At 69.9% G+C, this 24992-nt stretch carries 23 protein-coding genes; 10 read left to right on the forward strand and 13 right to left on the reverse strand.

Going from position 1 to position 24992, the window contains the following annotated elements; all coding sequences use genetic code 11:
- Positions 1 to 20: 20 nt before the first annotated feature.
- Positions 21 to 719 (reverse strand): TetR/AcrR family transcriptional regulator, encoded by a 699-nt coding sequence (locus tag ACFWGJ_RS03935; RefSeq protein ID WP_387320773.1) that lies wholly within the window; start codon positions 717 to 719, stop codon positions 21 to 23.
- Positions 720 to 881: 162 nt separating this feature from the next.
- Between ACFWGJ_RS03935 and ACFWGJ_RS03940 the strand changes: the two genes are divergently transcribed.
- From ACFWGJ_RS03940 to ACFWGJ_RS03950, 3 genes are all read left to right on the forward strand, one after another.
- Positions 882 to 2378, forward strand: a complete 1497-nt coding sequence (locus ACFWGJ_RS03940; protein ID WP_387320775.1) for an APC family permease — start codon at positions 882 to 884, stop codon at positions 2376 to 2378.
- The gene (locus ACFWGJ_RS03945; RefSeq protein WP_387320778.1) at positions 2378 to 3493 is read left to right on the forward strand and encodes an alcohol dehydrogenase catalytic domain-containing protein; all 1116 of its coding nucleotides are present in this window, start codon (positions 2378 to 2380) and stop codon (positions 3491 to 3493) included. The genes ACFWGJ_RS03940 and ACFWGJ_RS03945 overlap by 1 nt, the downstream gene beginning before the upstream one ends.
- A gap of 89 nt (positions 3494 to 3582) precedes the next feature.
- On the forward strand, positions 3583 to 4917 hold the full coding sequence (locus ACFWGJ_RS03950) for an NAD-dependent succinate-semialdehyde dehydrogenase (protein ID WP_387320779.1): 1335 nt from the start codon (positions 3583 to 3585) through the stop codon (positions 4915 to 4917).
- Positions 4918 to 4983: 66 nt separating this feature from the next.
- On the opposite strand, the gene ACFWGJ_RS03955 is transcribed toward ACFWGJ_RS03950, so the two are convergent.
- The 7 genes from ACFWGJ_RS03955 to ACFWGJ_RS03985 form a co-directional block, all read right to left on the reverse strand.
- On the reverse strand, positions 4984 to 5763 hold the full coding sequence (locus tag ACFWGJ_RS03955) for an SDR family NAD(P)-dependent oxidoreductase (RefSeq protein ID WP_387320780.1): 780 nt from the start codon (positions 5761 to 5763) through the stop codon (positions 4984 to 4986).
- Between the two features lie 230 nt (positions 5764 to 5993).
- Positions 5994 to 7406, reverse strand: a complete 1413-nt coding sequence (locus ACFWGJ_RS03960) for an erythromycin esterase family protein (RefSeq protein WP_387320782.1) — start codon at positions 7404 to 7406, stop codon at positions 5994 to 5996.
- A 161-nt stretch (positions 7407 to 7567) separates the two neighbouring features.
- A complete protein-coding gene (locus tag ACFWGJ_RS03965; RefSeq protein ID WP_387320784.1) occupies positions 7568 to 10585 on the reverse strand; it encodes a family 16 glycoside hydrolase in 3018 nt (1005 codons plus the stop codon).
- Positions 10586 to 10808: 223 nt separating this feature from the next.
- Positions 10809 to 12143, reverse strand: a complete 1335-nt coding sequence (locus ACFWGJ_RS03970; RefSeq protein WP_387320786.1) for a hypothetical protein — start codon at positions 12141 to 12143, stop codon at positions 10809 to 10811.
- A gap of 110 nt (positions 12144 to 12253) precedes the next feature.
- The gene (locus ACFWGJ_RS03975) at positions 12254 to 13801 is read right to left on the reverse strand and encodes a protein kinase (RefSeq protein ID WP_387320788.1); all 1548 of its coding nucleotides are present in this window, start codon (positions 13799 to 13801) and stop codon (positions 12254 to 12256) included.
- A gap of 19 nt (positions 13802 to 13820) precedes the next feature.
- Entirely contained in the window at positions 13821 to 14585 is a 765-nt protein-coding gene (locus ACFWGJ_RS03980) for a serine/threonine protein kinase (protein ID WP_387320789.1), read from the reverse strand.
- A gap of 397 nt (positions 14586 to 14982) precedes the next feature.
- Entirely contained in the window at positions 14983 to 15696 is a 714-nt protein-coding gene (locus ACFWGJ_RS03985) for a TetR/AcrR family transcriptional regulator C-terminal domain-containing protein (protein WP_387320791.1), read from the reverse strand.
- 98 nt (positions 15697 to 15794) lie between these two features.
- Between ACFWGJ_RS03985 and ACFWGJ_RS03990 the strand changes: the two genes are divergently transcribed.
- The 5 genes from ACFWGJ_RS03990 to ACFWGJ_RS04010 all read left to right on the forward strand — a co-directional run bounded on the left by ACFWGJ_RS03990 (position 15795) and on the right by ACFWGJ_RS04010 (position 20143).
- Positions 15795 to 16901 (forward strand): hypothetical protein, encoded by a 1107-nt coding sequence (locus tag ACFWGJ_RS03990; RefSeq protein WP_387320792.1) that lies wholly within the window; start codon positions 15795 to 15797, stop codon positions 16899 to 16901.
- An 11-nt stretch (positions 16902 to 16912) separates the two neighbouring features.
- The gene (locus ACFWGJ_RS03995; RefSeq protein WP_387320793.1) at positions 16913 to 17473 is read left to right on the forward strand and encodes an ester cyclase; all 561 of its coding nucleotides are present in this window, start codon (positions 16913 to 16915) and stop codon (positions 17471 to 17473) included.
- A 42-nt stretch (positions 17474 to 17515) separates the two neighbouring features.
- On the forward strand, positions 17516 to 18316 hold the full coding sequence (locus ACFWGJ_RS04000; protein WP_387320795.1) for an MBL fold metallo-hydrolase: 801 nt from the start codon (positions 17516 to 17518) through the stop codon (positions 18314 to 18316).
- A gap of 3 nt (positions 18317 to 18319) precedes the next feature.
- Entirely contained in the window at positions 18320 to 18778 is a 459-nt protein-coding gene (locus tag ACFWGJ_RS04005; protein WP_387320797.1) for a GNAT family N-acetyltransferase, read from the forward strand.
- Between the two features lie 147 nt (positions 18779 to 18925).
- Positions 18926 to 20143, forward strand: coding sequence for a glycosyltransferase (locus tag ACFWGJ_RS04010; protein ID WP_387320799.1), 1218 nt, complete (start codon positions 18926 to 18928; stop codon positions 20141 to 20143).
- Positions 20144 to 20172: 29 nt separating this feature from the next.
- Here the strand turns inward: ACFWGJ_RS04010 and ACFWGJ_RS04015 are convergent, their stop codons facing one another.
- The 3 genes from ACFWGJ_RS04015 to ACFWGJ_RS04025 all read right to left on the reverse strand — a co-directional run bounded on the left by ACFWGJ_RS04015 (position 20173) and on the right by ACFWGJ_RS04025 (position 22466).
- Positions 20173 to 20544 carry a YybH family protein gene (locus tag ACFWGJ_RS04015; RefSeq protein ID WP_387320800.1) on the reverse strand — a complete coding sequence of 124 codons (372 nt, stop codon included), beginning with the start codon at positions 20542 to 20544 and terminating at the stop codon, positions 20173 to 20175.
- 60 nt (positions 20545 to 20604) lie between these two features.
- Positions 20605 to 21321: an SDR family NAD(P)-dependent oxidoreductase gene (locus ACFWGJ_RS04020; RefSeq protein ID WP_387320802.1), complete on the reverse strand. Its 717-nt coding sequence runs from the start codon at positions 21319 to 21321 to the stop codon at positions 20605 to 20607.
- Positions 21322 to 21545: 224 nt separating this feature from the next.
- A complete protein-coding gene (locus tag ACFWGJ_RS04025; protein WP_387320804.1) occupies positions 21546 to 22466 on the reverse strand; it encodes a LysR family transcriptional regulator in 921 nt (306 codons plus the stop codon).
- Positions 22467 to 22582: 116 nt separating this feature from the next.
- Here ACFWGJ_RS04025 and ACFWGJ_RS04030 point away from each other — a divergent pair, with 116 nt between their 5' ends.
- Positions 22583 to 23188, forward strand: a complete 606-nt coding sequence (locus ACFWGJ_RS04030; RefSeq protein ID WP_387320805.1) for a GPP34 family phosphoprotein — start codon at positions 22583 to 22585, stop codon at positions 23186 to 23188.
- Between the two features lie 55 nt (positions 23189 to 23243).
- Here the strand turns inward: ACFWGJ_RS04030 and ACFWGJ_RS04035 are convergent, their stop codons facing one another.
- Both ACFWGJ_RS04035 and ACFWGJ_RS04040 read right to left on the reverse strand, forming a co-directional pair.
- Positions 23244 to 23864, reverse strand: a complete 621-nt coding sequence (locus ACFWGJ_RS04035) for a TetR/AcrR family transcriptional regulator (protein ID WP_387320806.1) — start codon at positions 23862 to 23864, stop codon at positions 23244 to 23246.
- A gap of 24 nt (positions 23865 to 23888) precedes the next feature.
- Positions 23889 to 24359, reverse strand: a complete 471-nt coding sequence (locus tag ACFWGJ_RS04040; protein WP_387320808.1) for a winged helix-turn-helix transcriptional regulator — start codon at positions 24357 to 24359, stop codon at positions 23889 to 23891.
- Positions 24360 to 24460: 101 nt separating this feature from the next.
- On the opposite strand from ACFWGJ_RS04040, the gene ACFWGJ_RS04045 reads away from it, so the two are divergent.
- Positions 24461 to 24958, forward strand: coding sequence for a PaaI family thioesterase (locus ACFWGJ_RS04045; RefSeq protein ID WP_387320810.1), 498 nt, complete (start codon positions 24461 to 24463; stop codon positions 24956 to 24958).
- The last annotated feature ends 34 nt before the right edge of the window (positions 24959 to 24992 follow it).

Below are 24992 nucleotides of genomic sequence, written 5' to 3' on the forward strand. Positions count from 1 at the left end.
ATCGCAGGTGCCGCCGCGCCTCAGGAAGGCGCGCCCGCCGGCTGCAAAGCCCCCGCCCCGAGCCCCAGTTCAGCCTCCGCCACGGTCCTGGCCAAGTGGGTGATCGGGACTCCGCGCTGCTCGGCGCTGGTGTTGATGTAGGCGCTGGCCCCGTCGATCGCCACCAGGACGCGGACGGCCGCGGCCCGTGGGTCGGCGCAGACGAACTCCCCCGATTCCGTACCGGCGGTGATCGCCTTCTCGATGCGCGTGCACCACAGCAGCTCCTGCGCCACGACGTGCTCGCGCAGCCCGGGCCGGTAGCGCGAGAGGTGCCGGGCGTTGAGCCACAGCCTGCTCACGTTGTCGAACTCGGCGCTGGACATCAGGGTGAAGAACCGCCGCAGGACCGCCCGCGCGGAGCCGTCACCGAAGTCGTCGCCGGAGCCGTCACCGGAGTCGTCGCCGGAGCCGTCGCCGGAGCCGTCCGGCCGCTCGGGCAGCAGGGTGTCCAGGTCGGCCATGGTGGCGGCCGTGAAGGCCTCGGCCACCAGGGTGTCGGCCGCCGGGAAGTAGTGGCCGACGAGTCCGGGCCGGACGCCGAGTTCGTCGGCGACCCTGCGCAGGGTGATGCACTCAAGACCTTCGACGAGGCCGACCTGCGCGGCAGCCGCGACGATCTCGTGGCGGCGCTCCGCGGGAGCCTTGCGCACCCGCTTGCCCGGACCTCTTGACGTCATGCCGTGAATGTTATTGAGTATGCGACCAATAAGCAATTGGTCATGTGCCCAATAAGCGTTGCTGTCCGAATCCCGTCGGCCGCGGTCCGAGAACCGCCCCTCCTCGCCCCCCGCCGACCGGTGGCCGCACGCAGCACTGTCAGGAAGCGTCAGGAGACCAACGTGGACGACACCCGCACCGATGCCGGTGAACTCGCCGAGTACGGCTATCAGCAGGAGCTGAAACGGACCCTGTCCGCGTGGGCCGTCTTCGCGATCGGGTTCGCGACGATCTCGCCCGTGGTCGGCATCTACGCCGTCGTGCAGCTGGGCTTCGTCTTCGCGGGACCCACCTGGATCTGGGCGGTCGTCGTGGCCTTCCTCGGCCAGCTGCTGGTCGCCGTGGTCTACGCCGAACTGTCCTCCCAGTTCCCGATCACGGGAGGCGTCTACCAGTGGGTGCGCAGACTGGGCGGCCCACGCCAGGGCTGGCTCGTGGGCTGGATCTACCTCGCCTCGGCCGTCGCCTCGCTGACGACCGTGGCCTACCTGGGAGCGACCTGGCTGTACATGCTGGCGGGCGACGGCGTCCCCTCGCCCGCCCTGCACGTGCTGCTCGGCGTGGTCTTCGTCGCCGTCGCGCTCGGCATCAACCTGCTCGGCGTCAACCCGGTGAAGCACTTCCTGAACGCCGGCATCATCGCCGAGGGCGTCGCCTCCATCGCGGTGAGCCTGATCCTCCTGCTCTTCGTGCGGCACAACGGCTTCGGGATCCTCTTCGAGACCCTGGGCGCGCAGGACGTCTCGGGCGGATCCGTCACGGCCGGACTGCTGACCTGCCTCGCGGTCGCCGGCTGGGCCTTCCTCGGCTTCGACGCGACCACACAGGTCGCCGAGGAGACCGAACAGCCCCGCCGCAGCGTGCCGCGCGCCCTGCTGCGCGCGTACCTCTTCGTCGCCTTCACCGTCCTGCTGACCGGTCTCGCCGTGACGCTCGCGCTGCGCCGCCCCGAGGACGCCGTCTCCGGAGCGGTCGTCGACCCCGTCTTCGAGGCCGTGACCCAGGGGCTCGGCGGCTGGAGCGAGAAGCCGTTCATCGTCGTCGTCCTGATCGCGTTCTTCGCGTGCGCCATCTCCATCCAGACCTACATCGGCCGCGCCGTCTACGCCTTCGCCCGCGACCGCCAGCTGCCCTTCTCCACGACGCTCGCGACCGTCGGCCCCCGCCAGATCCCGTACGTCTCCCTCATCGCGACCGCCGTCCTCGCCGGGCTCGGCCTGCTGCTGGGGCTGAACGGCAACGCGGCGGCCACCCTGATCGCGTTCGGCTCGGGCGGCTTCTACTTCGTCTTCCTGGCGGTCGCGGTGGTGGCTCTCGTCGCCCGGCTCTCCGGACGCTGGAACCCGGCCGCGGGCCAACTGCGGCTCGGCCGCACCGGGCTCGTCGTCAACGTGCTCGCCGTGCTGTGGCTGCTGTTCGAGGCGGTCAACATCGCCTGGCCGCGCACCGAACTCGCCCCCGTCGGCGGCAGCTGGATGCAGGTCTGGGCCGTGATCCTGGTCTTCTCCGCGCTGTTCGTCATCGGCCTCGTGTACGTCGTGGTCGCCAAGCCCCACACCAAGCTCGCCCCGCGTCCGGCCACCGACGGCCCGACCGCAGAAGAAGTGAAGGCGTCCTGATGCCGTCGAAGTCCTCCCCGGCCGTGTCCTCCACCGCCATCGTCTTCGACCCCGAGGCCGGCCTCGGTACGCGCGAGGTCACCCTGCGCCCCGCAGGTCCCGGCGAGGTCGAGATCGAGGTCCGCGCCGCCGGCGTGTGCCACTCGGACCTGCACATCGTGTCCGGCGACTGGCCCACCGACCGCCCGCTCGTCCTCGGGCACGAGGCGGCGGGCGTGGTCACCGGCGTCGGCCCCGGTGTCACCTCCGTACGGCCCGGCGACCATGTGGTGCTGTCCTGGTTCGCGCCGTGCCGCCGCTGCCGCAAGTGCGTGGCCGGGCAGGGCTGGCTGTGCACCGGCACCAAGGCCGTCGCGAACACCCTCCCCGACGGCACGACCCCCTTCACCGACGCCGAAGGCCGGGAGGTCTGGCCCTACCTGGGGCTCGGTGCCTTCACCGGCCGGCTGGTCGTCCCGGAGACGGCCGCGGTGAAGGTCCCCGAGGAACTGCCGTTCGGGATCGGTGCGTTGCTCGGCTGCTCCATCACCACCGGGATCGGCGCGGTCGTCAACACCGCAGGCGTACGGCCCGGTGAGTCCGCGGTCGTCATCGGCACCGGCGGAGTCGGGCTCTCCGTGGTGATGGGCCTGGCCCTGGTCGGCGCCGACCCCGTCGTCGCCGTCGACCTCTCGCCCGAACGCCTCGCAGCGGCACGGAGGTTCGGCGCCACCCACACCCTCGACGGGGCGCGCGACGACGTGGCCGCCTGGTGCCAGGACGAGCTCGGGGGAGTGGACTACGCCTTCGAGGCGATCGGCAGCCCGAAGGTCGTCGAGACGCTTCCGGCCATGCTCACCTCCGGCGGCGCCGCCGTCCTCGTCGGTATGGCGGCCACCGGCGCGACCGGCTCGTTCGACCTCTTCGACCTCGCCGACCAGGGCAAACGTATCCTTGGCTGCAATTATGGTTCCAGCGTCGGCGAGCTGGACATCCCGAAGCTGGCTCGCCTGTACCTCGCCGGGCGCCTGCCGCTGGACGACCTTGTCGGGAAGGTCCGCCCGCTGAAGGAGGCACCGCTCGCGTTCGACGACCTCCGGTCCAGCACCGGAGTGCGGACGATCCTCGAACCATGACGGTACGGCGGCCCGGCCCATGACTCGCGGGCCGGGCCGCGGCCCGGTAACCCTGCCCGACCCTCACCACGCAGCACCTGGAGAAAAGCATGTACGCCGTCACCGACCCGGCCACCGCAGAGGTCGTCGAGACCTACCCGACCGCCACCGACTCCCAGGTCGCCGCGGCCGTCGACACCGCCCACACCGCTGCCGCGTGGGGCCGCTCCAGTACGGTCGCCGAGCGTGCGGCGCTGCTGCGCAGGCTCGGTGACCTGCACGCCGAGCACCAGGACGAGCTGGCCGCGAGCATCGTCCGCGAGATGGGCAAGCCCCTCGCGGAGGCGGAGGGCGAGGTCGGTTTCTGCACCGAGATCTACCACTACTACGCCGACCACGCCGAGGAGTTCCTCGCCGACGAACCGCTCGACGTGACGTCCGGAGCGGGCAGCGCCGTCATCCGGCGCAGCCCGGTGGGTGTCCTGCTCGGCATCATGCCGTGGAACTTCCCCGCCTATCAGGTCGCCCGCTTCGCCGCCCCGAACCTGGCGATCGGCAACACCATCGTCCTCAAGCACGCCCCGCAGTGCCCCGCCACGGCCGCCCTGCTGGAGAAGCTGTTCGCCGAGGCGGGCTTCCCGGCCGGGGCGTACGTCAACGTCTACGCCACCAACGAGCAGATCGCCGACGTGATCGCCGATCCGCGCGTCCAGGGCGTCTCGCTCACCGGCTCCGAGCGCGCGGGCTCCGCCGTCGCCGAGATCGCCGGCCGCCACCTCAAGAAAGTTGTCCTCGAACTCGGCGGCTCCGACCCGTTCGTCGTCCTGTCCACCGACGACCTCGACGCCGTCGTCGACTCCGCCGTGGCCGCCCGCCTCGACAACACCGGCCAGGCCTGCAACGCGGCCAAGCGTTTCGTGGTCGTCGAGGACCTGTACGAGGAGTTCGTCGACAAGTTCAGCGCACGGCTCCTCGCCGGGGAAACGGGCGCGCCCCTGTCGTCCGTGGCCGCCGCCGAGAATCTCGCCCGCCAGGTGGACGCGGCCGTCGCCGAGGGTGCGACCCTGCACAGCACCGGCCGGCGCGAAGGGGCCCACTTCCCGGCCGGTGTCCTCACCGGACTCACCACCGAGGACACCGCGGCCCGCCAGGAACTGTTCGGTCCGGTCGCCATGGTCTTCGCCGCCACCGACGAGGACGACGCCGTCCGCATCGCCAACGACACCCCGTACGGCCTCGGCTCCTACGTCTTCACCACCGACCCGGCCCAGGCCGCGCGCGTCGCCGACCGGATCGAGGCGGGCATGGTCTTCGTCAACGGTGTCGGCGCCGAGGGTGCCGAACTGCCCTTCGGCGGCATCAAGCGCTCGGGCTTCGGGCGTGAACTGGGGCGGCCGGGCATCGAGGAGTTCGTCAACAAGAAGCTGATCCGCACGGTGGCGTAGCCGACCGCGACCGGTGAACCGTGACGGGAGGGTGGCGGCCTTCGGTGAAGGAGCGCCGTCCTCCTGTCACGCGCCGACCATGTTGTAGCCGCCGTCGGCGATCAGGAAGCCGCCGGTGATGTGGTGCGCGTCCTCCGTGGCCAGGAAGAGCGCGGCCCCCGCCAGCTCCTCCGGGCCCGGGATGCGCCCCATCGGAGTCGCCCTGCGCAGTTGTTCGCCGCGCCCGTTCTTCCAGTCCTCCCGGCCCAGCGTCGCGGGCGTCTCGATGAAGCCGGGCGCAAAGACGTTGACCCGGACGACGGGGGCGAAGGCCTGCGCGTACGACTTGGTCAGGCCGATGATCCCGTACTTCGCGGCGGCGTACTGAGGGGCCCGCGCGCTGCCCCGCGCCACCACCGTCGAACCGATGTTGACGATCGAGCCGCCCCCTTCCTGCTCCAGCATCCGTGCGCCGAACTCGTGCGTGCACAGCAGCGTGCCCTTGATGTCGACCGCGAGGACATGGTCGACGGACTCCTCGGTGAGGTCCCGCCAGGACATCTGCTCGCGGGCCACGTCACCGACGTTGTTGACCGCCACGTCGAGCCGGCCGAACGCCTCCCACACCTCGTCCGCCATCCGCCGGATCTGCTCGTGCCCGGCTATGTCGGCCTGGACGAGCACGGCCTTGCGGCCCAGCGCGGTCACGCGCTCGGCGGTGGCCGCCGCGCCCGCCCGCGAACTGCGGTAGTGGATCGCCACATCGGCGCCCTCCTGAGCGGCCCGGACGGCGATCTCGGCACCGAATCCGGTTCCGGCGCCGGTGACGAGGACGGTCTTGTCGGTGAAGCGCTGGGAGGTGGTCACGTCGGCTCCTTGGGGTCGCACGCCTGGAATGCCTGTGGACCGTTCCCCACGCCCTTGGAAGCGGCCCGGTGCCTGTCCGAGCCGACGCGCCGGACGAGGGTCCGGCCGCCGTCCGCGTACAGCACCTGTCCCGTGATGAAAGCGGCCTCGCCACAGGAGAGGAACAGGGCGGGACCGATCAGATCCCCAGTCCGCTCAGCCTGGCGCCCGTCCCCACACCGTTGAGGAGATCAGGGGGCGCCCAGATACTCGGTGGCCTCGACCTCGTTCAGATGGATGAGGATGTCGTGCGCCTTGCCGAGACCGATCTTGTACGTCATCGGGTCGGGCCAGCCCGCGCCGATGTTGTACGTGGCACGCGGCTTCGCCAGCCAGGCGCGGGCGGCGTTCGGAGCCGTACGCATGTCCAGGATGTAGTTCTCCTGGCGGACCTTGTCCAGGGTGTCCTCGTTGGAGCCCGCCGGAGCCGCCCCCACCCGGTAGGTCCGCATCACGTTGTCGTCGGCGCCGAACGCCGCGAACGCGCCCTGGTGGAAGCTGAATCCGATGCTGACGTAGTCCTTGCCCAACACGTCGTGCAGGAAGGCCCCTTGGGTCTTGGGGTACCGCTCGTCGAACGAGTCGTAGGACACATGGGTGTTGTGCGCCGACAACAGGACCTTGTCGCCGGTGTGCCTGCGCCACCACGCCACGTTCTCCGCCATCACCTCGTCGCGCATCCTCATCATCTTCGTGACCTCGGCCTCGTCGGTGATGTCGAGGGAGTACCCCTTGGCCATCTGGTGGATGGCCCTGGCGTGCTGCACGGCCCACAGGTGCGCCTGCCGGTCGCCGCGCGCCGGCTCCCGGTCCCGCAGCAGCTCGTACACCTTCCGGGTGCGCTCGGACCGCTCCGCGCGCTCGGCGAGAGGCAGTTGCAGGTACTGATCGCTGTAGGTGCCGGCGTCGGTCGTCGGAGCCAGTCCGCGGTACAACTCCGTGACGCGCTGCAGCAGTTGCGGGTGTTCGCGGGCCACGTACTCCGTCACCCGCTCGTACGACTCCGGACCCACGTAACCCATGTCGTTGCCCATGAACCGCACCGGGTCCTTCGGGTGACTGCGGTTGTGGTCACGCATCCACTCGATGAGGTCGATGTAGTCTTGGTTGTTCCAGATCCGGTACGCGCCCTGGAACTCCTCGCGCGCTATGTCCTTCAACTCGCCCTTGCCGTACAGCACGTACTCGTTGACCCGTACGCCGCTGCTCCAGGCCAGTTCAAGGGAGAAGGTCCGGAAACCCTTCTTCTCGACCAGGTAGCGGAAGACCCGGTGCTTCATGTGGAAGAACTCCTGCGAACCATGGGTGGCTTCACCCAGGCCCACCACATCGGCGTCCCCGACCATGCGGCCCAGCGCGTCGAGATCCCGCAGACCGCCCTGGGGATTCGTGCTCCTGAGGGTACGGGCACTGCGCTCGATGGCGGCCACCACACTCTCCAGGCTCTGCCCGGAAGCCATGCCCTGGGACGTGGTCGTGGTGGCCGGGACCGGAGCCGGGTCAGGTGTGCCCTTCACCGCGTCCGCGAGGGCGGGGGTGGCGACCGCCAGGGCACCGAGGGAGAGGAGGACCGAGGGAATGATTACTGCCTTGCTTCGCGTCATGCCCTCAGATTCCCGTGCGGACAGGGGGTGTCACGAACCCATGTGCTGCCCACTCCGAGGTACCGCAGGCACTACCGCCGACCCCCGGCAGACCCCACGTACGAGAGCCGGGCCCGGTGTCGACCGGGCCCGGCGTCACGTCACTTCACCTCATCACAGGGTCACGTGAGCGGCTCCAGGGTGATGTTGCGGAACCTCACCTTGTTCCCGTGGTCCTGCAGCCGGATCGGCCCCGTCGACGGCGTCTCCGCCCGGCCCGAGGCGGTGGGGCTGTCGAGGGTGATGTCGTCGTGGACCTTCTGGCCGTTCCACACCACGGTCAGCCGGGCGTCCGCCGTCTTCTTGCCGCTGTCGTCGTAGCGGGCGGCACGGAAGACGATGTCGTACGTCTGCCAGGTCTCGGGCGCCTTGGCGGCGTTGACGTCGGGCGCCTTCTTCCGATAGATGGCTCCGGCCTCGTTGGTGTCGAGGGTGGTGTCACCGTAGGAGTCGAGGATCTGCAGCTCATAGCGGTCCTGGATGAAGATGCCGCTGTTGCCGCGGTTCTGCCCTGTGACGTCGTCGGGCAGCAGCGGGACCCGGAACTCGGCGTGCAGCTTGAAGTCCTGGTACGCGTCGATGGTCCGGATGTCACCGCAGCACACCTCCATGGACTTCTCGTCGGCGAGCGGCCACTGAAGCCGTCGGCCGTCCGTGTGCTGCCACTGCGACTGCGAGGCCGCGGTCCCGTCGAAGAGAGCGAGGGACGCACCCTGGGGGCGGACGGTGATCAGGTCGAGGTTGACATGGCCGGTGTCCCCGGCCTCGTAACGGTAGGAGATGGTGTTGTCGCCCTTGCGCAGCTTCACCTGGTCGGTCTGCGTGGACCAGGTGTCCCAGTTGCTGGTGGAGGCGAGCTTCACCTGCCGCAGTTTCTTCCCGTTGGCGTACAGGGAGAGCGACTTGGTCCCCTCGAACGGGTTCGGGCCGTTGGAGTAGCGCAGGTTGACGTCGTACGTGCCCGACTTCTTGACCTGCACGTCGAAGGTCGTACCGACCTTGCCCTCCGTGTTGTACCGCGCGACGAAGCCGCTGCCGGAGTAGCCGACGTGATCCGTGGCGACACCGGCCACGCCCGTGAGCCGGGCCTCCTCGGCCTCGTACTGGACGGCGGCCGGCGGCTGCTTGCCGGGCATGGCGTTGAGCGTGTACCAGGCCTCGGTGTTCCACAGCGACTCACCGGACTCGGAGGTGAAGGGGCGCGGGGAGCGCAGGTGGACCACCCGGCCGGGCTTCAGGTCGTCGAGCCGCAGTTTCACGGTGCGCTTGTCCTTGGACAGCTCGGCCGACCGGACGGGAAGCACCTCCTCGGCGATCTTCGGGCCGCCGTAGTCGCTGGTCGGGGTGTACCGCCACTGCTCGGCCTTGTAGTGCTTGGCAAGCTCCTCGGCCGTCTTCGCCGACACCGGCTGGGTGTAGGTCAGGTCGAAGCCGCCCGGTACGGCACGCATCGTCTTGATGTCGAAGGTGTTGCCGCCGTTGGGCGTGAGCTTCTGCAGACCGAACTTGAGCTTGCCCTCCTGGCCCCAGTTGCCGTCCGCGCCCAGACCACCGGCGTAGATCGAGCCGTCGGGACCGTAGGTGAGGCGGTTCACCCCGGCTTCGAGGCCCTGCGTGTAGCGGAACACGGCGCCCTGGTACTGGCCCTTCACCTTCTCCAGGTACGCGCGCTGCAGACCGCCGTAGGTCACGTCACCGATCAGCATCTGGCCCTTGAACTGGCCCTTCTTCACATACAGGGGCGTCGAGGGCGAGTTGGCTATCTCGTTCTGCGGCAGCCACAGCACCGGCGCGGTCGGAGTGGCCGCGTCGAAGGCACCGGACGGCTCGGTGTAGTGGTTGAAGAAGCGGCCCTGCTTGACGTGCACGAGCTTCGACGAGGGCAGCCAGCCGCCCTGGTTGTCCGTGGCGAAGATCTCGCCCTCCGGCCCCCAGCCGATCCCGTTCGGCGTCCGCAGACCGCCCGCGATCGGACTGATCTTCCCGGTCTTCTTGCTGACCTTGTACGTGGTCCCGCGGCCCGGCGCCGGCTGCGGAACGGTGGTCGCGCCGCCGAGGTTGATGGAGACGGACAGGTTCACGTAGAAGTAGCCGTCGCGGTAGAGCAGTCCGAAGGCGAACTCGTGGAAGTTCTTGCCGTACGGCCAGGTCGCGATCTCGCGGTACTCGTCGGTGACGTCGTCGTGGTTCTTGTCGACGAGCCGGGTCAGCTGGTGCTTCTGCGAGACGTACAGCGAGCCGTCCACGTACTTGATGCCCATGGGCTCCCGCAGCCCGCTCGCCACCTTCTTGACGGTGACCTTGTCCTTGCTGGTCTCGCCGGTCACGTTGTCGAGCAGGTACACCTCTCCGGCAACGTTGTCGGAGCCGCCCCAGGTGCTGATCGCCAGCCGTCCGTCGGGCAGCCAGTCCATCCCGGTGACCTGCGGTTCGAAACCGTCGGGGCGCAGATCGGTGAGGTCCAGGTCGGGGCGTACGTCGGTGAGCGGGAGTCCGTCGCCGGGGGTGTCGCCGCTCGCCTCGCACTCCTTGCGTCCGGGGGCCGTGACCCGTACGACACCGGCGTCCGTGCTCAGCGCCTCGCGGGGCACGGTCGTGAAGTCGCTCGCGCCCGGCGGCTTCCAGGCGAGGCGCAGCTCCTGCCCGCCGTCCCGCTCGAAGTGGTCGATGCGCAGAGGGTGGGAGCCCGCCGTGAGCTGGACGGAGGCGTCCTTCGGCTCCGCGCCGTGGAGTCCGTCGTGGTCGATGACGGTGGCGCCGTCGATGCTCAGCCGGGACCCGTCGTCGCTGGTGAGACGCAGACCGTAGGTGCCGTCGCTGGGCACGACCAGATAGCCGGTCACCTCCGAGACGAACCGGTCGGAGAAACCGCCGAAGTCATCGGTCGTGGACCAATCCACCGTCGACTTGAGCGCGTCGTGGTTGGGGGTCTGGCCGGGCTTGAGGGTGCACAGCTTGCTCAGCGGTGTCTGCACGTCGAACACGCGCAGGGTGACGCCGGGCTCCTGGGGCGGGATGGCCGCGGCGGCGGGCGTGGCGGCCGAGGACCCCGGTGCGGCGAGGAGGCCGCCGGTCAGTACGGCCCCGGTCAGTAGGGAGGTGAGAAGTCTTCGGGCACGCAGGAACTGATGGTGGGACAACGGTCCTCCATGAAGCGGGACCGGACCGTGCCGGATTGCGTTCCGGTCTTCTCTGACGTGGCTGCGGTGCGCCGCCAACCTACGGGGCTTTCACTTGGCATGTCCATACTTTGTACTGTGAGTGTTCAAAGTCTTGCCGGCCGAACGAAACATGAGGGCACCGCGGTTGCGCGGTGCCCCCATGGGGCCGGTCATCGAGGTGCTGTCCGGGGTCCGGCGGACGTCAGGAGGCGCAGACCGGCACGTCGGGCAGCTTGTTGTCGGGGGAGCTGACATAGATGTTGGACATGTAGCCGCCGTACTGGGGCAGGTACGCCCACCAGTTGTTGGTGTACGGCGGTACGGAGACGGTCTCGCCCTGCTTCTGGCAGCTGATCAGGACCTCCACACCGGCGGGCAGCCGGGTCTTGGAGTCCGACCCGGTGGTGGTCGCCGTCCGGACGGCGACCCGCTCGCCCCAGGTGCCGTACCACTTCCCGGCCGGCCGGGTCGCGCCGGGCACGTCGAGACTGCGGGTCAGCCTGCCGATGTCGGTGTAGGCCTGGCCGTAGGTGGTGCCGAGCGGGTGCAGGGTGAGGACGGCGACGATGGTCCGGTCGCCCGAGCCGACCGTGCCGGTGGTGTGCAGGGCGGGCCGGGACAGGTTCACCGCCGCCGCGGCCTTCGTACCTGCGGCCTTCGTGCCCGCGGACTTCGCGTCCGTGGACTGCGTACCCGCAGACCTCGTGTCCGCCGACTTCGCTCCGGCGGCTTCCCGGCCCGCGGACTGCGACGCCGCCTTCGCGTTCCTCGCGCTGTCCGGACCGCAGGTGCCGTCCTCGTACTCGCCCGACCAGCCCTGCTTGACGGCCCAGGGCTTCTCGAAGGCGCCGGGAATGCCGAAGTGCTGGTCGAAGGAGTCCGAGGCGCAGCGCGTCGACTGCCGCAGGTTGGACATGATGAACTCCCGTACGGGCGTGGCGGCCTGTTCCAGGATGTAGCGGTAGATCTTGACCGTGTCCCGGGCCGAGATGGCCGTGTAGCCCCAGTAGCCCTCGTATCCGGCGGGCGGACCGGCAGTGTCGGTGAGACCGAGGTCGTCCTTCATGCGCCCGATGATCGCCGCGCCGCCGTTGACCTCCCAGTAGTGGCTCGCCGCGTCGTCGTCGCTGCTGCGGAGCATCGGTTCCAGCAGGGCGCGGTCGGCGGCAGGGATCGTGTAGTTCGGACCGCGGTTCCGGAAGAAGTCGAGCGCCAGCAGCAGCTTGACGACGGACGCCGACCGGAACTGCATGCTCGCGTTCAGCTGCTCGGTGAAGGCCCCCGTCTGCCGGTCGTAGACCGCGACACCGGCGGTGACGTCGGCCGGGACCTCGACCTGGGCGGTCGCGGGGGACACCGTGCCCCCGGCATCGGCGGTCGGGCCGCCCGGTGCGGCCGGAGCGGCGGAGGCGGAGGTGCCCGCTGTCGCCAGACAGAGCAGCAGGGCGCTCACCGAGAACAGTGCCCGCCGCGCCGTCTTCGGCCCGCTGCGGACGGCCGCGCCCGGCCCGCTGCGGAGGGATGAGAAGTGCCGCATGATCAGATGCCCCCTGGTGCGTACGGTGACGGAACGATCCGCCGACGCTAAGCGGGGGACGGCCGGGACCGCTCCTGACGCATGTCAGGGGCGGCCCCGGGCCCGATGTGTCAGGCCGTGTACTCCTTGAGGTTGGCGAGGACCTCGTCCACGTACGGCTGCACGGCCTTCGGTACGCCACCGGCCTCGATGACGGTCCGGTCGCTGGTGCGGTAACCGGCGGCGATCAGCGCGGGCAGGTTCTCCCGCAGGTCGTTCTGCTTGAAGCGCTGGTCGAGCCAGCAGGTGAACACGGACATCGTGCCGATGGCGTCGGCAGGTGACATGTAGTCCTTGTCCCCGTCGCGGTCGCCGTCCACCGCCCATGCCTTGAACACCGCGGGCGTCCACATGGCGATGCCGTGCTCGCCGGTGGCGGGCCGGGACGCCTTCGGGTCGAAACCGCTCTCGGCCTTGAGCATCGCGGCCAGCAACGCCGGGGTGACCTCCTCGTCGGTGCACCGCTTCGCGGCGTCGGTGATGATCCGCCGCAGCGAGACGGGCACATCGGAGTCGGCCGGGATGGCCCCGGGCAGCGCGGTGTCGGAGAGCGCGGTCGCGGTCGCCGAGGACTTCGACTTCTGCGGGGCGACCTTGCCGTCGGAGGGTACGAAGGCCACTAAGGTGCCGGCGACGGCGGCACAGGCGGTGAGACCGGCGGCGAGCAGGAACGCCGGACGCCGGTAGACGGGTCTGGGGAGGCGTTCGGCGTGCAACGCCCCGACCCGGCGCGACAGTTCACCCGCGTCCAGGGCCGCTCGGGAGGCGTGATCGGGAGCCAGACACTCCACGATCAGCTTGCGCCACTCCGGTTCGAGGGAGTCGTCCAGACGCAGCGGGGCCGAACCGTTGGCATACGCCTGGGCGGCCAGGGAGCGGGCCCGGGCCGTCCCGCCCGGGAACGGATGCAGGCCTCCCGTCAGCACCTGGTGCGCCAGTACGCCGAACGCCCAGATGTCCGCCGTCTTGCGCACGGTCGTGCCGTGGACGCCGGTGCGCTCCGACCACCACTCCGGCGGCACGTGGTCGAGCGACCCCAGTGGCGGAACGTACGCGTGCGTGCCCTCCAGCTCCACGGTGAGCCCGAAGTCCGCGAGCCACACGGCCCGTTCGGGGCCGAGGAGGATGTTCGCGGGCTTGAGGTCCGCGTGGATCCAGCCGTGCGTGTGCATGTGCGCCAGTCCGGACGCCACCCCGCTGAGGATCCGCTCGGCCTCCGGCAGCGGGCGCCCGGTCCCGCCCGCGGCCAGCAGATCCTGGAGGCTGCGCTCCGCACGGTCCATCACCAGTGCCGTCATGCCGTCCAGCTCGGGCCGCTCGGGATCCCGCAGGGTCACGACCGCATGGGTGCGTACGAGGTGGGGGTGGTCCGCCTCCGTACTGAACTGTGCCTCCTTACGGGCCAGTTCCTCCATCGACGCGCGCTGGCCCGGGGTCAGCAGGTCGGTGCGCAGGAGCTTGATGGCCACGGCCGAGCCGCCCGCGGCACTGTCGACGACCTTCTCGGCGGCGTACACACTGCCCCAGCTGCCCGAGCCGATCAGGCCGGTGATCTCCCAGTCCGAGATCCGGTATCCGGGCGCGGGGTCGAGCGGGGGAGTGGGCTGCGAGTGGTTCATCCTGGGTGAGCCTTTCGGTTCAGCGTCTGGCGGCTGGGGGGAGCAGGGCCAAGTGCTCTTCACGGACGAGATTGAACCGGAGCGCGAGGCTGACCAGCCGCTCGCGCTTGCCTCCCGCCTCGCCGTACGAACCCCCCGGGCCCTCCCGCAGCCGCAGTTTCGTGTCGGCGAGATAGTCGATGTGGTAATTGAGCGCGGACCGGGTCAGATCGTGGCAACTCGGCAGCTCCCGCAGCCGTTCGAGGACCTCGCCCACGCCCGGGACGGCCGCGCTCGAAGGAAAGCGCAGCCGCGGCTCGCACAGCGCCAGCAGGACCAGGAAATACTTGGCCGTGGGGTTCAGCGAGAAGGGGCTCGTGGTCGGTTCCCCGGCGGCGCCGTCGCACCCGGCTTCCGTATACGCATGCTGGGGTGCGAACACCTTGAATTCCATAGGGTTTTCGGCCGATGGCAGAATTACCCGGGACAGCTCGAACGGGACGGGTGCACCAATCCGTCCCGGTGCGACACGGATGTGTTCCCCCGCGCCTTCGAGGTTCTCCACGACGTACGTGGCCTCGGCGCTGTAATTCGAAAGCCGCCAGTAGTCCTCCACCGCGGTGACCTGTCCGGCGCAGCGCGACACCGCGGGGTCGCGCAAGGGGATGGGCAGCGGTGTCCCGGGGTTCCCCCGCCCGAACTCGGCGCTCTGGCCCGGGCTCAGCCGCACCAGGCGCGGCTCGGGCCTTGGGTCGTCGGAGCGGCGGACGACGGCGTCGGAAAGCTGCACGATGACGGTGGTCACTGCGAATGGTCCCCAAATGGTCAGCGGCTCAGCGGGTATTCGGTGCACGGTGCGGGGAGGTGAATGCGCGACGTGCTCCGGTCTTGGTGAAATGTCAAGCAAAGTGCCGGGCGGCAAGCCCGATACGTTTGACGCCGTGCGTGCGGCAGTAGTTCCCCGGAAGGCCGCCTGAGAAGGGTGAATCGTGTAGCCCCCGCGGAGGGAAAACGCTTTCCGCAGCACATGTGTGCAAAGCGCCCTCTGTGCGTTCGGTAACGGTTGCGGCCGTGCACGTGCAGTAGGTCCCGTCTCCTCCTCGGGCAGGAGATGTGCGCGACAGTTCGTGCCTGGTCGTCGGAGAGCATGGCCCGTAGCCGAACGATGCCCCGCCGCATCCGTCAGGTCAGGCCGGGGAAGGTCACGGCCGGCCGCCGTCGCCGACCTTGCTCGTGACGGCGGTGACGATCAGGTCGAGCGCGTACTCGAACTCCTCGTCATGACGGAAACGGGCCAGGTACGGGGCCGCTTCGACGAGCACGGGCAGGCCTGAGTCCTCCAGGTCGCGCCGGCGTGCCGCCGTGGCCTCCGGGCCGACCACCCCGAAGGTCGGACCCGCCGAGACCTCCCGCAGCAGGGTGCCGATGACCGAGGCCAGCAGCGTCCTGAGCAGGTGCACCGCCTCGTCGGGTCCGCAGCCGGCGGCGCGCAGCACCGACAGGACCGTGGCGACCGGCCGCAGACCGGCCGAGGAGGAGAGCTGCCGGGTCAGTACGAGGGCTCCGGCGCGGGGATGCGCGAGGGTGGCGGCGCGGAACGTCCTCCCGATGGCGCGCAGATCCGCGTCGAGCGATCCCGTCGGCTCCGGGAGTGCGACCCCGACGAGGATGTGTTCGGCGACGGCGTCGAGGAGGTGGTCCTTGCCGTCGACGTAGTTGTAGAGACTCTTCGCGTCGACTCCCAGGCGCCGGGCCACGGTTCGCATGCTGACCCCCTCGACGCCCTCCTCGTCGATGACGGAGATCGCGGCCCCGATGACGGCGTCCCTGGTCAGCGTTCCGGCACCTTTACGGGGTCGGCCGCGCCGGGGCGGGGTTCCGGGCTGCTTGTCGGCGGGCGCCGTCCGATGCGTCACCGCTTCATCATGCCCCATCCTTGCGGAAAACCCACGGCGTGGACTATGACTGTCCTGCGTCATACCCACGACGTGGAATTCACCCGATGGAGACCGGCATGCAGCCCTTTCCCTGGAACACGTCGAACGTGGCCGACCTGCCGGACATCGGTACTCAGGTCGACTCGCTCACCGATCCGAGTCGCATACCGGGCGGGCCGGGCGCACGTCTGGCGGCGGCCCGCGCCGAAGGGCTCGTCTTCAAGCGCGAGTTCGCGACGACGGGTACGCCCGACAGCATCACCACCTGTGATCTGGTCACGCTGCCCTACCCGACGCGGTTCGGCCTCTTCCGTGCCTCGCGAGCCGTCGCGCCCTTCCTGTCCATCACCAACCGCATGCTCGTCATCCGCTGGCACGAGAGCGACGGCCGCGCCCGGGTGCTGCTGTTCGAGCCCAGTGACGTCGAACTCGGCCAGTACACCCCGTACTTCGACCGGCTCAGCCGGCGGACACCGGCCCCCGTCGCCCGGCTGATGCTGACCCGGTACGCCACGGTCCTGGAGCATCTCGCCGGGCTGGGCATCGCACCGCAGGACGTCGACTACCTGTTGTTCGACCACCTCCACACGCAGGATCTCCGGCGCTGGGTCGGCACGACGGCGTACCAGGAGGACCTCGGCGGCCGTCCGGAGGCGGCCTTCCCGAACGCCAAGGTCATCGTGCAGCGCGACGAACTCGCGGGCATGGCCGAACTGCACCCGCTGCAGAAGCCCTGGTACCAGCCCGCCGCCTACCGTGACGTACCGCCCGAGGCGTTCCTCCCGATCGAGGGGTCGGTGGTCCTCGGCCCCGGGGTCGCCGTGGTGAAGACACCGGGCCATGTGTTCGGCAACCAGAGTCTGGTCGTCAACACCTCCACCGGTATCTGGGTCAGCAGCGAGAACGTCATCGCCGCCGAATGCCTGACGCCGGAACACTCCAAGCTGCCGGGGCTGGCCAGGTGGAGCCGCGAGTGGGGGCACGAGGCCGTCCTCAACGCCAACACCATCGAGACCACGGCCGACCAGTACAACTCGGTCGTCCTGGAGAAGACGCTCGCCGACCCGAGCCCGCAGGACCCGCGTTTCCTGCAGTTCTTCCCGTCCAGCGAGCTGACAGGCGCCTGGACGAACCCCGGCACGAAACCGACGTTCAGCCACCACGCCCTCACCCACACCCGTTAGCGAGACCGACCGTGAACCGCTTCGTGCTGCCCGACGAGTCCGTGCTCCGCGCCCGGGAGACACTCGTCCTCGACCACTTCCGTGACGAGGTGGCCCAGGACTGGGACGCCACCCTGTCCACCTTCCCGCACCCGCACTACGAACTCATCGCGCAGATGAAGGTGCACGACGGCGACGCGGACGTGCGCGCGTACTACGACGACACCCGTGTCGCCTTCCCCGACCAGCGCCACGAGATCATCGCGTTCCGGCACAGCGTCGACGCCGTCATCGTGGAGTTCTGGCTGCTGGGCACCCACCGCGGCCCCCTCGGCAGGATCCCGCCCACCGGCGGCGAGCACCGTACGCGCATGAACGCGTTCTTCGTCTTCGACGAGGACGAGAACCTCGTCACCGAGCGCATCTACTTCGACCAGCTGACCATCCTCAGGCAACTGGTGGCGGGCGTCGACAAGCGCAAGCCGAGCGGCCTGCTCAAGCTCGCCCGCATCGTCAGGGGAGTCCTGTCCATGGCGGGCGGCACACCGGACCCACGACTCGTCGAGACCACCCCGCCCGACTTCACCAAGTGATCCGCCCCCGAAGGTCATGGCGGAGATGACGGAGGCTCTCGGGTGAAGGTCCACCACCTCAACTGCGGCACGATGCGCCTGCCGGGCGCCCCGCTCGTCTGCCATGTCCTGGCTGTCGAGACAGGGAAGGGACTGGTCCTGGTCGACTCGGGCTTCGGGACGCGGGACATCGCCGAACCGGCCCGCCGCCTCGGCGGCGTACGCCACCTCGTCCGCCCCGCCCTCGATCCCCACGAGACCGCGCTGCACCAGATCGGGCAGCTCGGCTTCCGGGCGGAGGACGTCACCCACATCGTGGTGACCCACTTCGACCTGGACCACATCGGGGGACTCGCCGACTTCCCGGACGCACAGGTCCACGTCACGGCGGCGGAGGCACGCGGGGCCCTGTCACCGGCCACACGCCTGGAGAAGAACAGATACCGGCGCGTCCAGCTGTCCCACCACCCGAAGCTGGTCCGGCACGAGCCGGCCGGAGAACGGTGGCGGGGGTTCGCCGCCGCCGAGCAGCTCACCGGGATCGACGACGGGCTCGTCCTGGTGCCGATGCCGGGCCACACCCGAGGACACGCCGCTGTCGCGGTCGACGCGGGCGACCACTGGGTCCTGCACTGCGGGGACGCGTTCTACCACCCGGGCACACTCGATGGCACGCCCCCTGTCCCGGCCGCGCTCCGGATCCAGGAACGTATCGTCGCCCACGACATCAAGGCCCTGAGAGCCAATCAGGCACGTCTCGCCGCACTCCGCGAAAGCGGCGAGAAGGACCTCGCGGTCGTCTGCGCCCACGATCCCGCCCTGTTCGAAGCCGCTCGCGCTCGTGGCAGGGGCGCTAGCATGTAATGCATGCCTATCGATATCGACCCTTACGAGTTGCGTGCGGGTGTGCCCTCCGTTGAGGTCTTCCGGCGCCTGCGCACCGACGCCGGCCTCTCGGACAAGGCCCCGGAGGCGGTCGCCCTGGCCCTGCCCAACACCTGGTACGGGGTCGTTCTCCACCACGCGGGCGAGCCCATCGGGATGGGCCGTGTCACCGGCGACGGAGGCACCGCGTTCCAGATCGTCGACATCTGCGTACACCCCGCACACCAGGGACGCGGCCTCGGCAAACACATCATGGCCGCGCTCACCGAGGAACTGGACCGCCGGGCACCCGCCACGGCCTACGTCTCCCTGATCGCGGACGGACCCGCCCGCTACCTCTACGAGAAGTTCGGCTTCGCCGACACCGCGACACATGACTCGATCGGCATGTACCGGCTGATGGGCGGCGGCTCCGAGACGGCTGGGTCTGCGTCGGCTTAGGGTCGTCGACCATGGAGGAGCCGGACGCCAACCCACCGCCGAAGAGGCGTTGGGTTCCCGGTCGTTGCTGCGATAGTCGCACATGGGTGTGACACAGCACTTGTGAGTGGTCAGGGGCTTAAGGCGCCGTGAGGGCAGGGGTACTGAATGCGTGTCGTATTGGCGGCCTATGATTCGCGCGGCGGTGTCGAGCCGCTGGTCGCGCTCGCCATGGAACTGCGGGGGCTCGGCGCCGAGGTGTGTGTCTGTGCGCCGCCCGATGAGGAGTTCGCGCAGCGGCTGGCCGGGGTCGGGGTGGAGATGGTGCCGACCGGGCAGTCGGTGCGGCGCTTGGTGACCGGCAGGACACCGCCGACGGCAGGCGGAGTCCCCAAGCGCGCGGCCGAGTTGGTCGCCGCCTTCCACGAGAACGTCATGGCGGCGGGCGCGGGGGCCGACGCGCTGCTGGCGACCGGTCTCGTACCGGCTGTGGCAGGGGTGAAGACCGCCGCCGAGAAGCTGAACGCCCGCTATGTGTACGCAAGTTACCAGCCGGTCAGCCTGCCGTCGCCCCACCACCTGCCGATCCCGCGGCCGGGGAAGCCGCTGTCGGCCGACGTGACCGACAATCAGGCGCTCTGGGAACAGGACGCCCGTGACGCGCAAGCCGTGTTCGGTGAAGTGGTCAACAGTCACCGGGCGTCGATCGGTCTCCCGCCGGTCGACAACGTTCGCGACCATGTCTTCACCGACCGTCCCTGGCTGGCGTCCGACCCCGTCCTGGCCCCGTGGCAACAGCCGTCGGACCTGGACGTGGTGCAGACCGGCGCGTGGCTCGTGCCGGACGAACGCCCGCTGCCCGCAGACCTGTCGGCCTTCCTGCACGCGGGCACGCCCCCGGTGTACGTGGGTTTCGGTAGCGTTCCCATGGGTGATCCGGTGGAGGTCGCCCGGGTGACCGTGGAAGCGGTCCGTGCGCAAGGCCGCCGCGTGGTCGTCTCCCACGGCTGGGCCGGACTGGCTCCGGTCGACGGCCAGGACGACTGCTTCGTCGTCGGTGAGACCAACCATCAGGCCCTGTTCCGCCGGGCAGCCGCCGTCGTCCACCACGGGGGCGCCGGTACGACCACGACGGCGACCTGGTCCGGCGCACCTCAGGTGGTGGTGCCCCAGGCCGGTGACCAGCCGTATTTCGCCGCCCGCGTGGCCGAGTTGGGGATCGGCGCGGCCCACGACGGTCCTGTTCCGACCGTCGAGTCCCTGTCGGCCGCACTCAGGACGGCCCTGGCTCCCGGGACACGCGACCGGGCCACCGCCGTGGCCGGTACGATCCGCACCGACGGAGCGGCGGTGGCCGCCAAGCTCTTGCTGGCCGACAGCGACTGATGCATGGAACCTGACGGGCGGCAAGCGGCTCAACTGGGCTGTGACACCTGGTAGTAGCTGATCTGCCAGCCCTCCTCCGTGTGCCGCACCAGCACGCCGAGGTTGACCGTGAGTGTGGGGCGGTCCGTGAACGAGAAGTCGACACTCAGATAACCGAGTACGAGGTCGCCGGCCGGGCGCCGGGTTTCGAGGATCCGGTACTCGGCCGTCAGCCCGGGGGGCTGGGACGCGTAGTAGGCCGCCACGCCCGGCCTTCCGACGCTGTGCGGGCGCAGTCCCTGAAAGATCGCGTCCTCGGTGAACTGCGCAGCGACCCGCTGCGGTTCGTGCTGGTCGACGGCGGCCTTCCACCGGTCGAGCACACCGCGCAGGACCGCCGCACTGTCTGTCATGTCACTCATCGGAGTTCTCCTGTCGCAAAGGCCGGGCGGCTGCTGCCGCGGCGGGACGGTCGGGGTGGGTCAGTGGCCCGCGCTCATGCCGCCGTCGACGTGCAGGATCTCGCCGGTGACGAACGGGGCGTTCTCCAGATAGAGCACCGCGTCGACGATGTCGCTCTCCTCGCCGAGCCGGCCGACCGGCTGCAGGGCGGCGAGGGCTGCATGGCTCTCCTCGGGGTGCATCGGGGTCTTGACCGTGCCCGGGGCGACCGCGTTGGCACGGATGCCGCGGGTCGCGTACTCGATGGCGAGGGACTTGGTCGCGGACTGCAGACCGCCCTTGGTCAGCGAGGCGAGTACGGAGGGGACCCTGGAGTCCGCGTTGTCGACCAGGCTGGTGGTGATGTTGACGATGTGGCCGCCGCTGCCCTGGGCGAGCATGCGCTCGACGGCCAGCTGGGTGATGCGGAAGAAGCCGGTCAGGTTCACTCCGGTCACGGTGGCGTAGTCGGCGGCGGTGTAGTCGGTGAAGGGCTTGGCGACGAAGAGACCGGCGTTGTTGACGAGGGTGTCGATCCGTCCGAACTGCTGGATACCGGCGGCGACGACGCGCTCGGCGGTGGCGGGATCGGCGATGTCACCCCGCACGGTCACGACGCCCGCGTCACCGGAGAGTTCGATGGTGCGCGAGGTGGCGACGACGGCGTACCCGAGCTTGCGGTAGGCGTCGACGAGCGCGGCGCCGATGCCCTGCGACGCACCGGTGACGATGGCGACCTTCTGGTCCTGGGAGTTCATGACGACCTTCTTCGGGCTGAGGTGGTTTCTCGATGGCTTGTCGATGGGTTCTCGGCCGACTTGCTAGCCGACCGGTCGACTATCGAGAATGTAGGTCGCTCCGTCAGGGGAGTCAAAGGCGGAAGGGGCCCTGGTCAGGACCGGCTTTCTAGCTGCTGATAGGCGCGGCCTTCCAGCGCATGTCAGCGGTACGGCGTCGTTGTGGGAGGCCCCGGTGACGCGCTCTAGCGGTGCGGGTCGCCCTCGGGCAGCCAGGCATCAGGGGTGTGCAGACCGAGGTCGTCCACGCCGTCGCAGAGCGCGTCCACGAGGGCGAGTACCGCCGGACGGTCCTCGCTCTCGCGCCGCACCAGCGACCAGGTCCAGTGGATCTCCGGCGCGACGACCGGACGCCGGACCAGGTCGGCCGGCAGGGGAGTGGTCTGTCCCTTGGGCGAGTTGACGACCGGGCGGTCGCTGCGGCGCACATGGTCGAAGAACGCGGGGCCGGTGATGCCGCCGTCGGTGATGTGCACCGCGCGGGCCCCGGTGTCCCGGGCCAGCAGTTCGGCGTAGGCGTTCCAGGACGACCAGGAGGTGGTGTCGTCGTCGATGAGGACGGCGGTGTCCCGGGCCGCCACACTGTCCGTGCCGTCCCCGGTGGCGACGGCGTAGAGCCGGTCGGCGCCGATGAGCCGGGCGCGCAGCCCGCGTCGTGCCAGGTCCTCGGTCCTGACCCAGCAGACGGCGAGGTCCAGGCTGCCGTCGGCGACCCGGGCGGCCTGGGTGTGCGAGGGTGCGATCCAGGCGTCGATGTGCAGCTGGGCCACCGCCGCGGCCCGCGTGGTCAGGTCCGGCGGGAGCCAGTTGACGTAACCGAGCCGTACAGGTTCCGATCCGGCCAGCCGGCCGGCCCGCCGCTGGAGGTCACCGGCTCGTTCCAGCAGGGCGCGGGTGTGCGGGAGCAGGGCCGAACCGGCCGGGGTGAGGGACACCGAGCGGCGGTCACGGTCGAACAGCCGCACACCCAGGTCGCGTTCGAGGGCCTTGATCTGCTGGGACAGGGAGGGCCCCGCGATCAGCAGGCGCTCGGCGGCCCGGCCGAAGTTCAGCTCCTCGGCGACCGCGACGAAGTACCGCAGTTGGCGCAGCTCCATGCCCGTCATGCTACGTGGGTGACAGGCCACGCCTGCCGGCGCCGGGAGCCTACAGTGATGACGTCGGGGCCGATGTCTCTGACACCGGTACCTCCGACGCAGATGCCTTTGACATGGAGCTCGTCATGACCACACCGCGCGATTTGTTGATCACCACCATGGACGTGGCGTCCAGTGGTCCCGTCGGGCAGGGGGACCTGTCACTGGCCCTCGCGGGCGCCGAGCTGATCGATCTCGGCGAGGCTCAGGCCCTCACTCTGGACGACGACCGCATCGTGCCGGGCCCGCAGGGATCCTTCGGGGACCGCCTGTTGGACGAGGCCGTCTCGGCGCTCGTCCGTGAGGCGCCGTACGAGACCGTCGAGGACTGGCTGTGGCGCCGGGGGCGCGGTCTGTCCTCGGCCTATCTCGACGTCCTGGGCGCGGAGGGGGAGACCACTCGCCCCCGGCACCAGTGGATCCCGTTCCGGAACGACGCGACGACGCTGACCGACTCACCGGCCCGTAGCCGGGCGGCCGACCGCTGGACGTCCGGCGAGCCCGTTCTCGCCTTCCTCGCGGCGGCCGTGGGCGTCCACGATGAGCCCGCCGAGGACGCCGCCACCCTCGTCGACGACCGGGTGGTGACCGTACTGGCGGCCGTCAACGACGCGGTGCGGGAACTGGAGGCCGTACGGCAGCGGCGGAGCATCGAGAACGCGGCCTTCGACAACATCTGGCGCGGCCAGTGACGAAGAAGTGACGCCCCCCGGGTGGCCGCCGCGGCCCTGAGTCCCGCGGTGGAGGTCAGGCTCCGGCCGTGACCTCACCGGCCGTGCGGACCCCGAGCAGGGCCAGGCAGTTCGTCCACAGCGAGCCGAGGCGGCGGGTGTTGTTGTAGAGCTTCGCGAACAGCACCTGCCCCTCCAGCTGCGCGACCACCGAACGCGCGGCCTCCCGGGTGTCGGTCACGGTGACCTCCTGGCGTTCGAGGGCCTCGACGACGACCGCCTCGACCATCGTGACCTGGGCCTCGAAGATCTCCTGGAGCCGTGCGCGGACGGACTCCGTCCGGTTGCTCATCTCCAGCGTGAGATTCCCGAGCAGGCACCCCGCGACGCTGCCGCAGCTCTCCTGCCCGGCGAGCTGTGCGGCTTCCGTCTCCTCGAACAATCGGTGCAGTCGGTCCAGCGGGCCCGCGTCCGCGCCCAGGATGCGCTCCCAGGTGCTCTGCTGGCCCGTCCAGTGTTCGTCGATCACCGCCAGCGAGAGAGCTTCCTTGGATTCGAAGAAGTAGTAGAAGCTGCCTTTGGGCACACCGGCCGCCTTGCATATCTCGGCCACACCCAGGGCCGAGTATCCGCGCAGCTCGATGAGCGACCGGGCAGCGTCGAGGATCTTCCCCCTGGCCTCGCTGGTCCGTCCCATGAGAGCGAGTGTACGACCGGTCGTCTACGGGCCGACGGGCCGTGCGGACGACCCGGGGCGGGTGCGTGCCTCCTGGGGGCACAGGGGGCCGTGGCCGTGGGCGCAGGTGACGACCGTGTGCACGGGTTCGCCGCAGTCCTTGTGGAAGACGTCGAGCGGTGGCCCGTCCGGGTCGGCGGTGTAGCGGTCCCCCCATCCCTTGAGGGCGAGCATCACGGGCCACAGGTCCCAGCCCTTCTCCGTGAGCCGGTACTCGTGCCGGGTGCGACGGCCCGACTCCTGGTAGGGCCTGGTGTCCAGGACCCCCGCCGCGACCAGCTTGCGCAGCCGGTCCGCCAGCACCGCGTCCGAGAGACCGATGTGCCGCCGGAAGTCGTCGAAGCGCCGGACTCCGTTCATGGCGTCCCGGAGCACGAGAAGCGACCATTTCTCGCCGATCACGTCCAGCGTCCGCTGGACCGTGCAGTTCTCGGTACTGACCTCGACCCACTCCATGCGACGACCCTAGGCCTGCTTCGCCATTGACAGCCAGAGGACGGACTGGCTAGCTTCGATAAAAATAGTCAGCTGGGGAAATGACGGGTGGAGTCGGGGTCATGGACAGAACGCGTATGTTCACCTGGGAGGATCCGGCCGTCTCGGCGGGCGCCGTGGGACAGGCGACCGGCCTGGACTTCCTGCGCGACATCGTCGCCGGACGCCTGCCCGCCCCGCCCGTGTCCGCCGCCCTGGGCTTCGCCCTGGAGGAGGTCGAGCCGGGCCGGGCCGTCTTCGTCCTGGAGCCGGGCGAGGAGCACTACAACCCGATCGGCAGCGTCCACGGCGGTGTCTACGCCACGCTGCTCGACTCGGCGGCCGGCTGTGCCGTCCAGTCGGTGCTCCCCCAGGGCATGGCGTACACCTCGCTCGACCTCTCCTTGAAGTTCCTGCGCCCGATCACCGTGGACACGGGCAAGGTCCGCGCTGTCGGCACCGTCCTGAACAGTGGCCGCCGTACCGCCCTCGCACAGGCCGAACTCCTCGACTCCACCGACCGGCTGCTCGCCCACGCCACCAGCAGCTGCCTGCTCTTTCCCCTGCCGGCGGCAAGCTGATCGCGCGGGCCTCCCCTGTGATGCGCGACGGAGG

It is taken from the genome of Streptomyces sp. NPDC060205 (genome assembly GCF_042728395.1).
Lineage (GTDB): Bacteria > Actinomycetota > Actinomycetes > Streptomycetales > Streptomycetaceae > Streptomyces.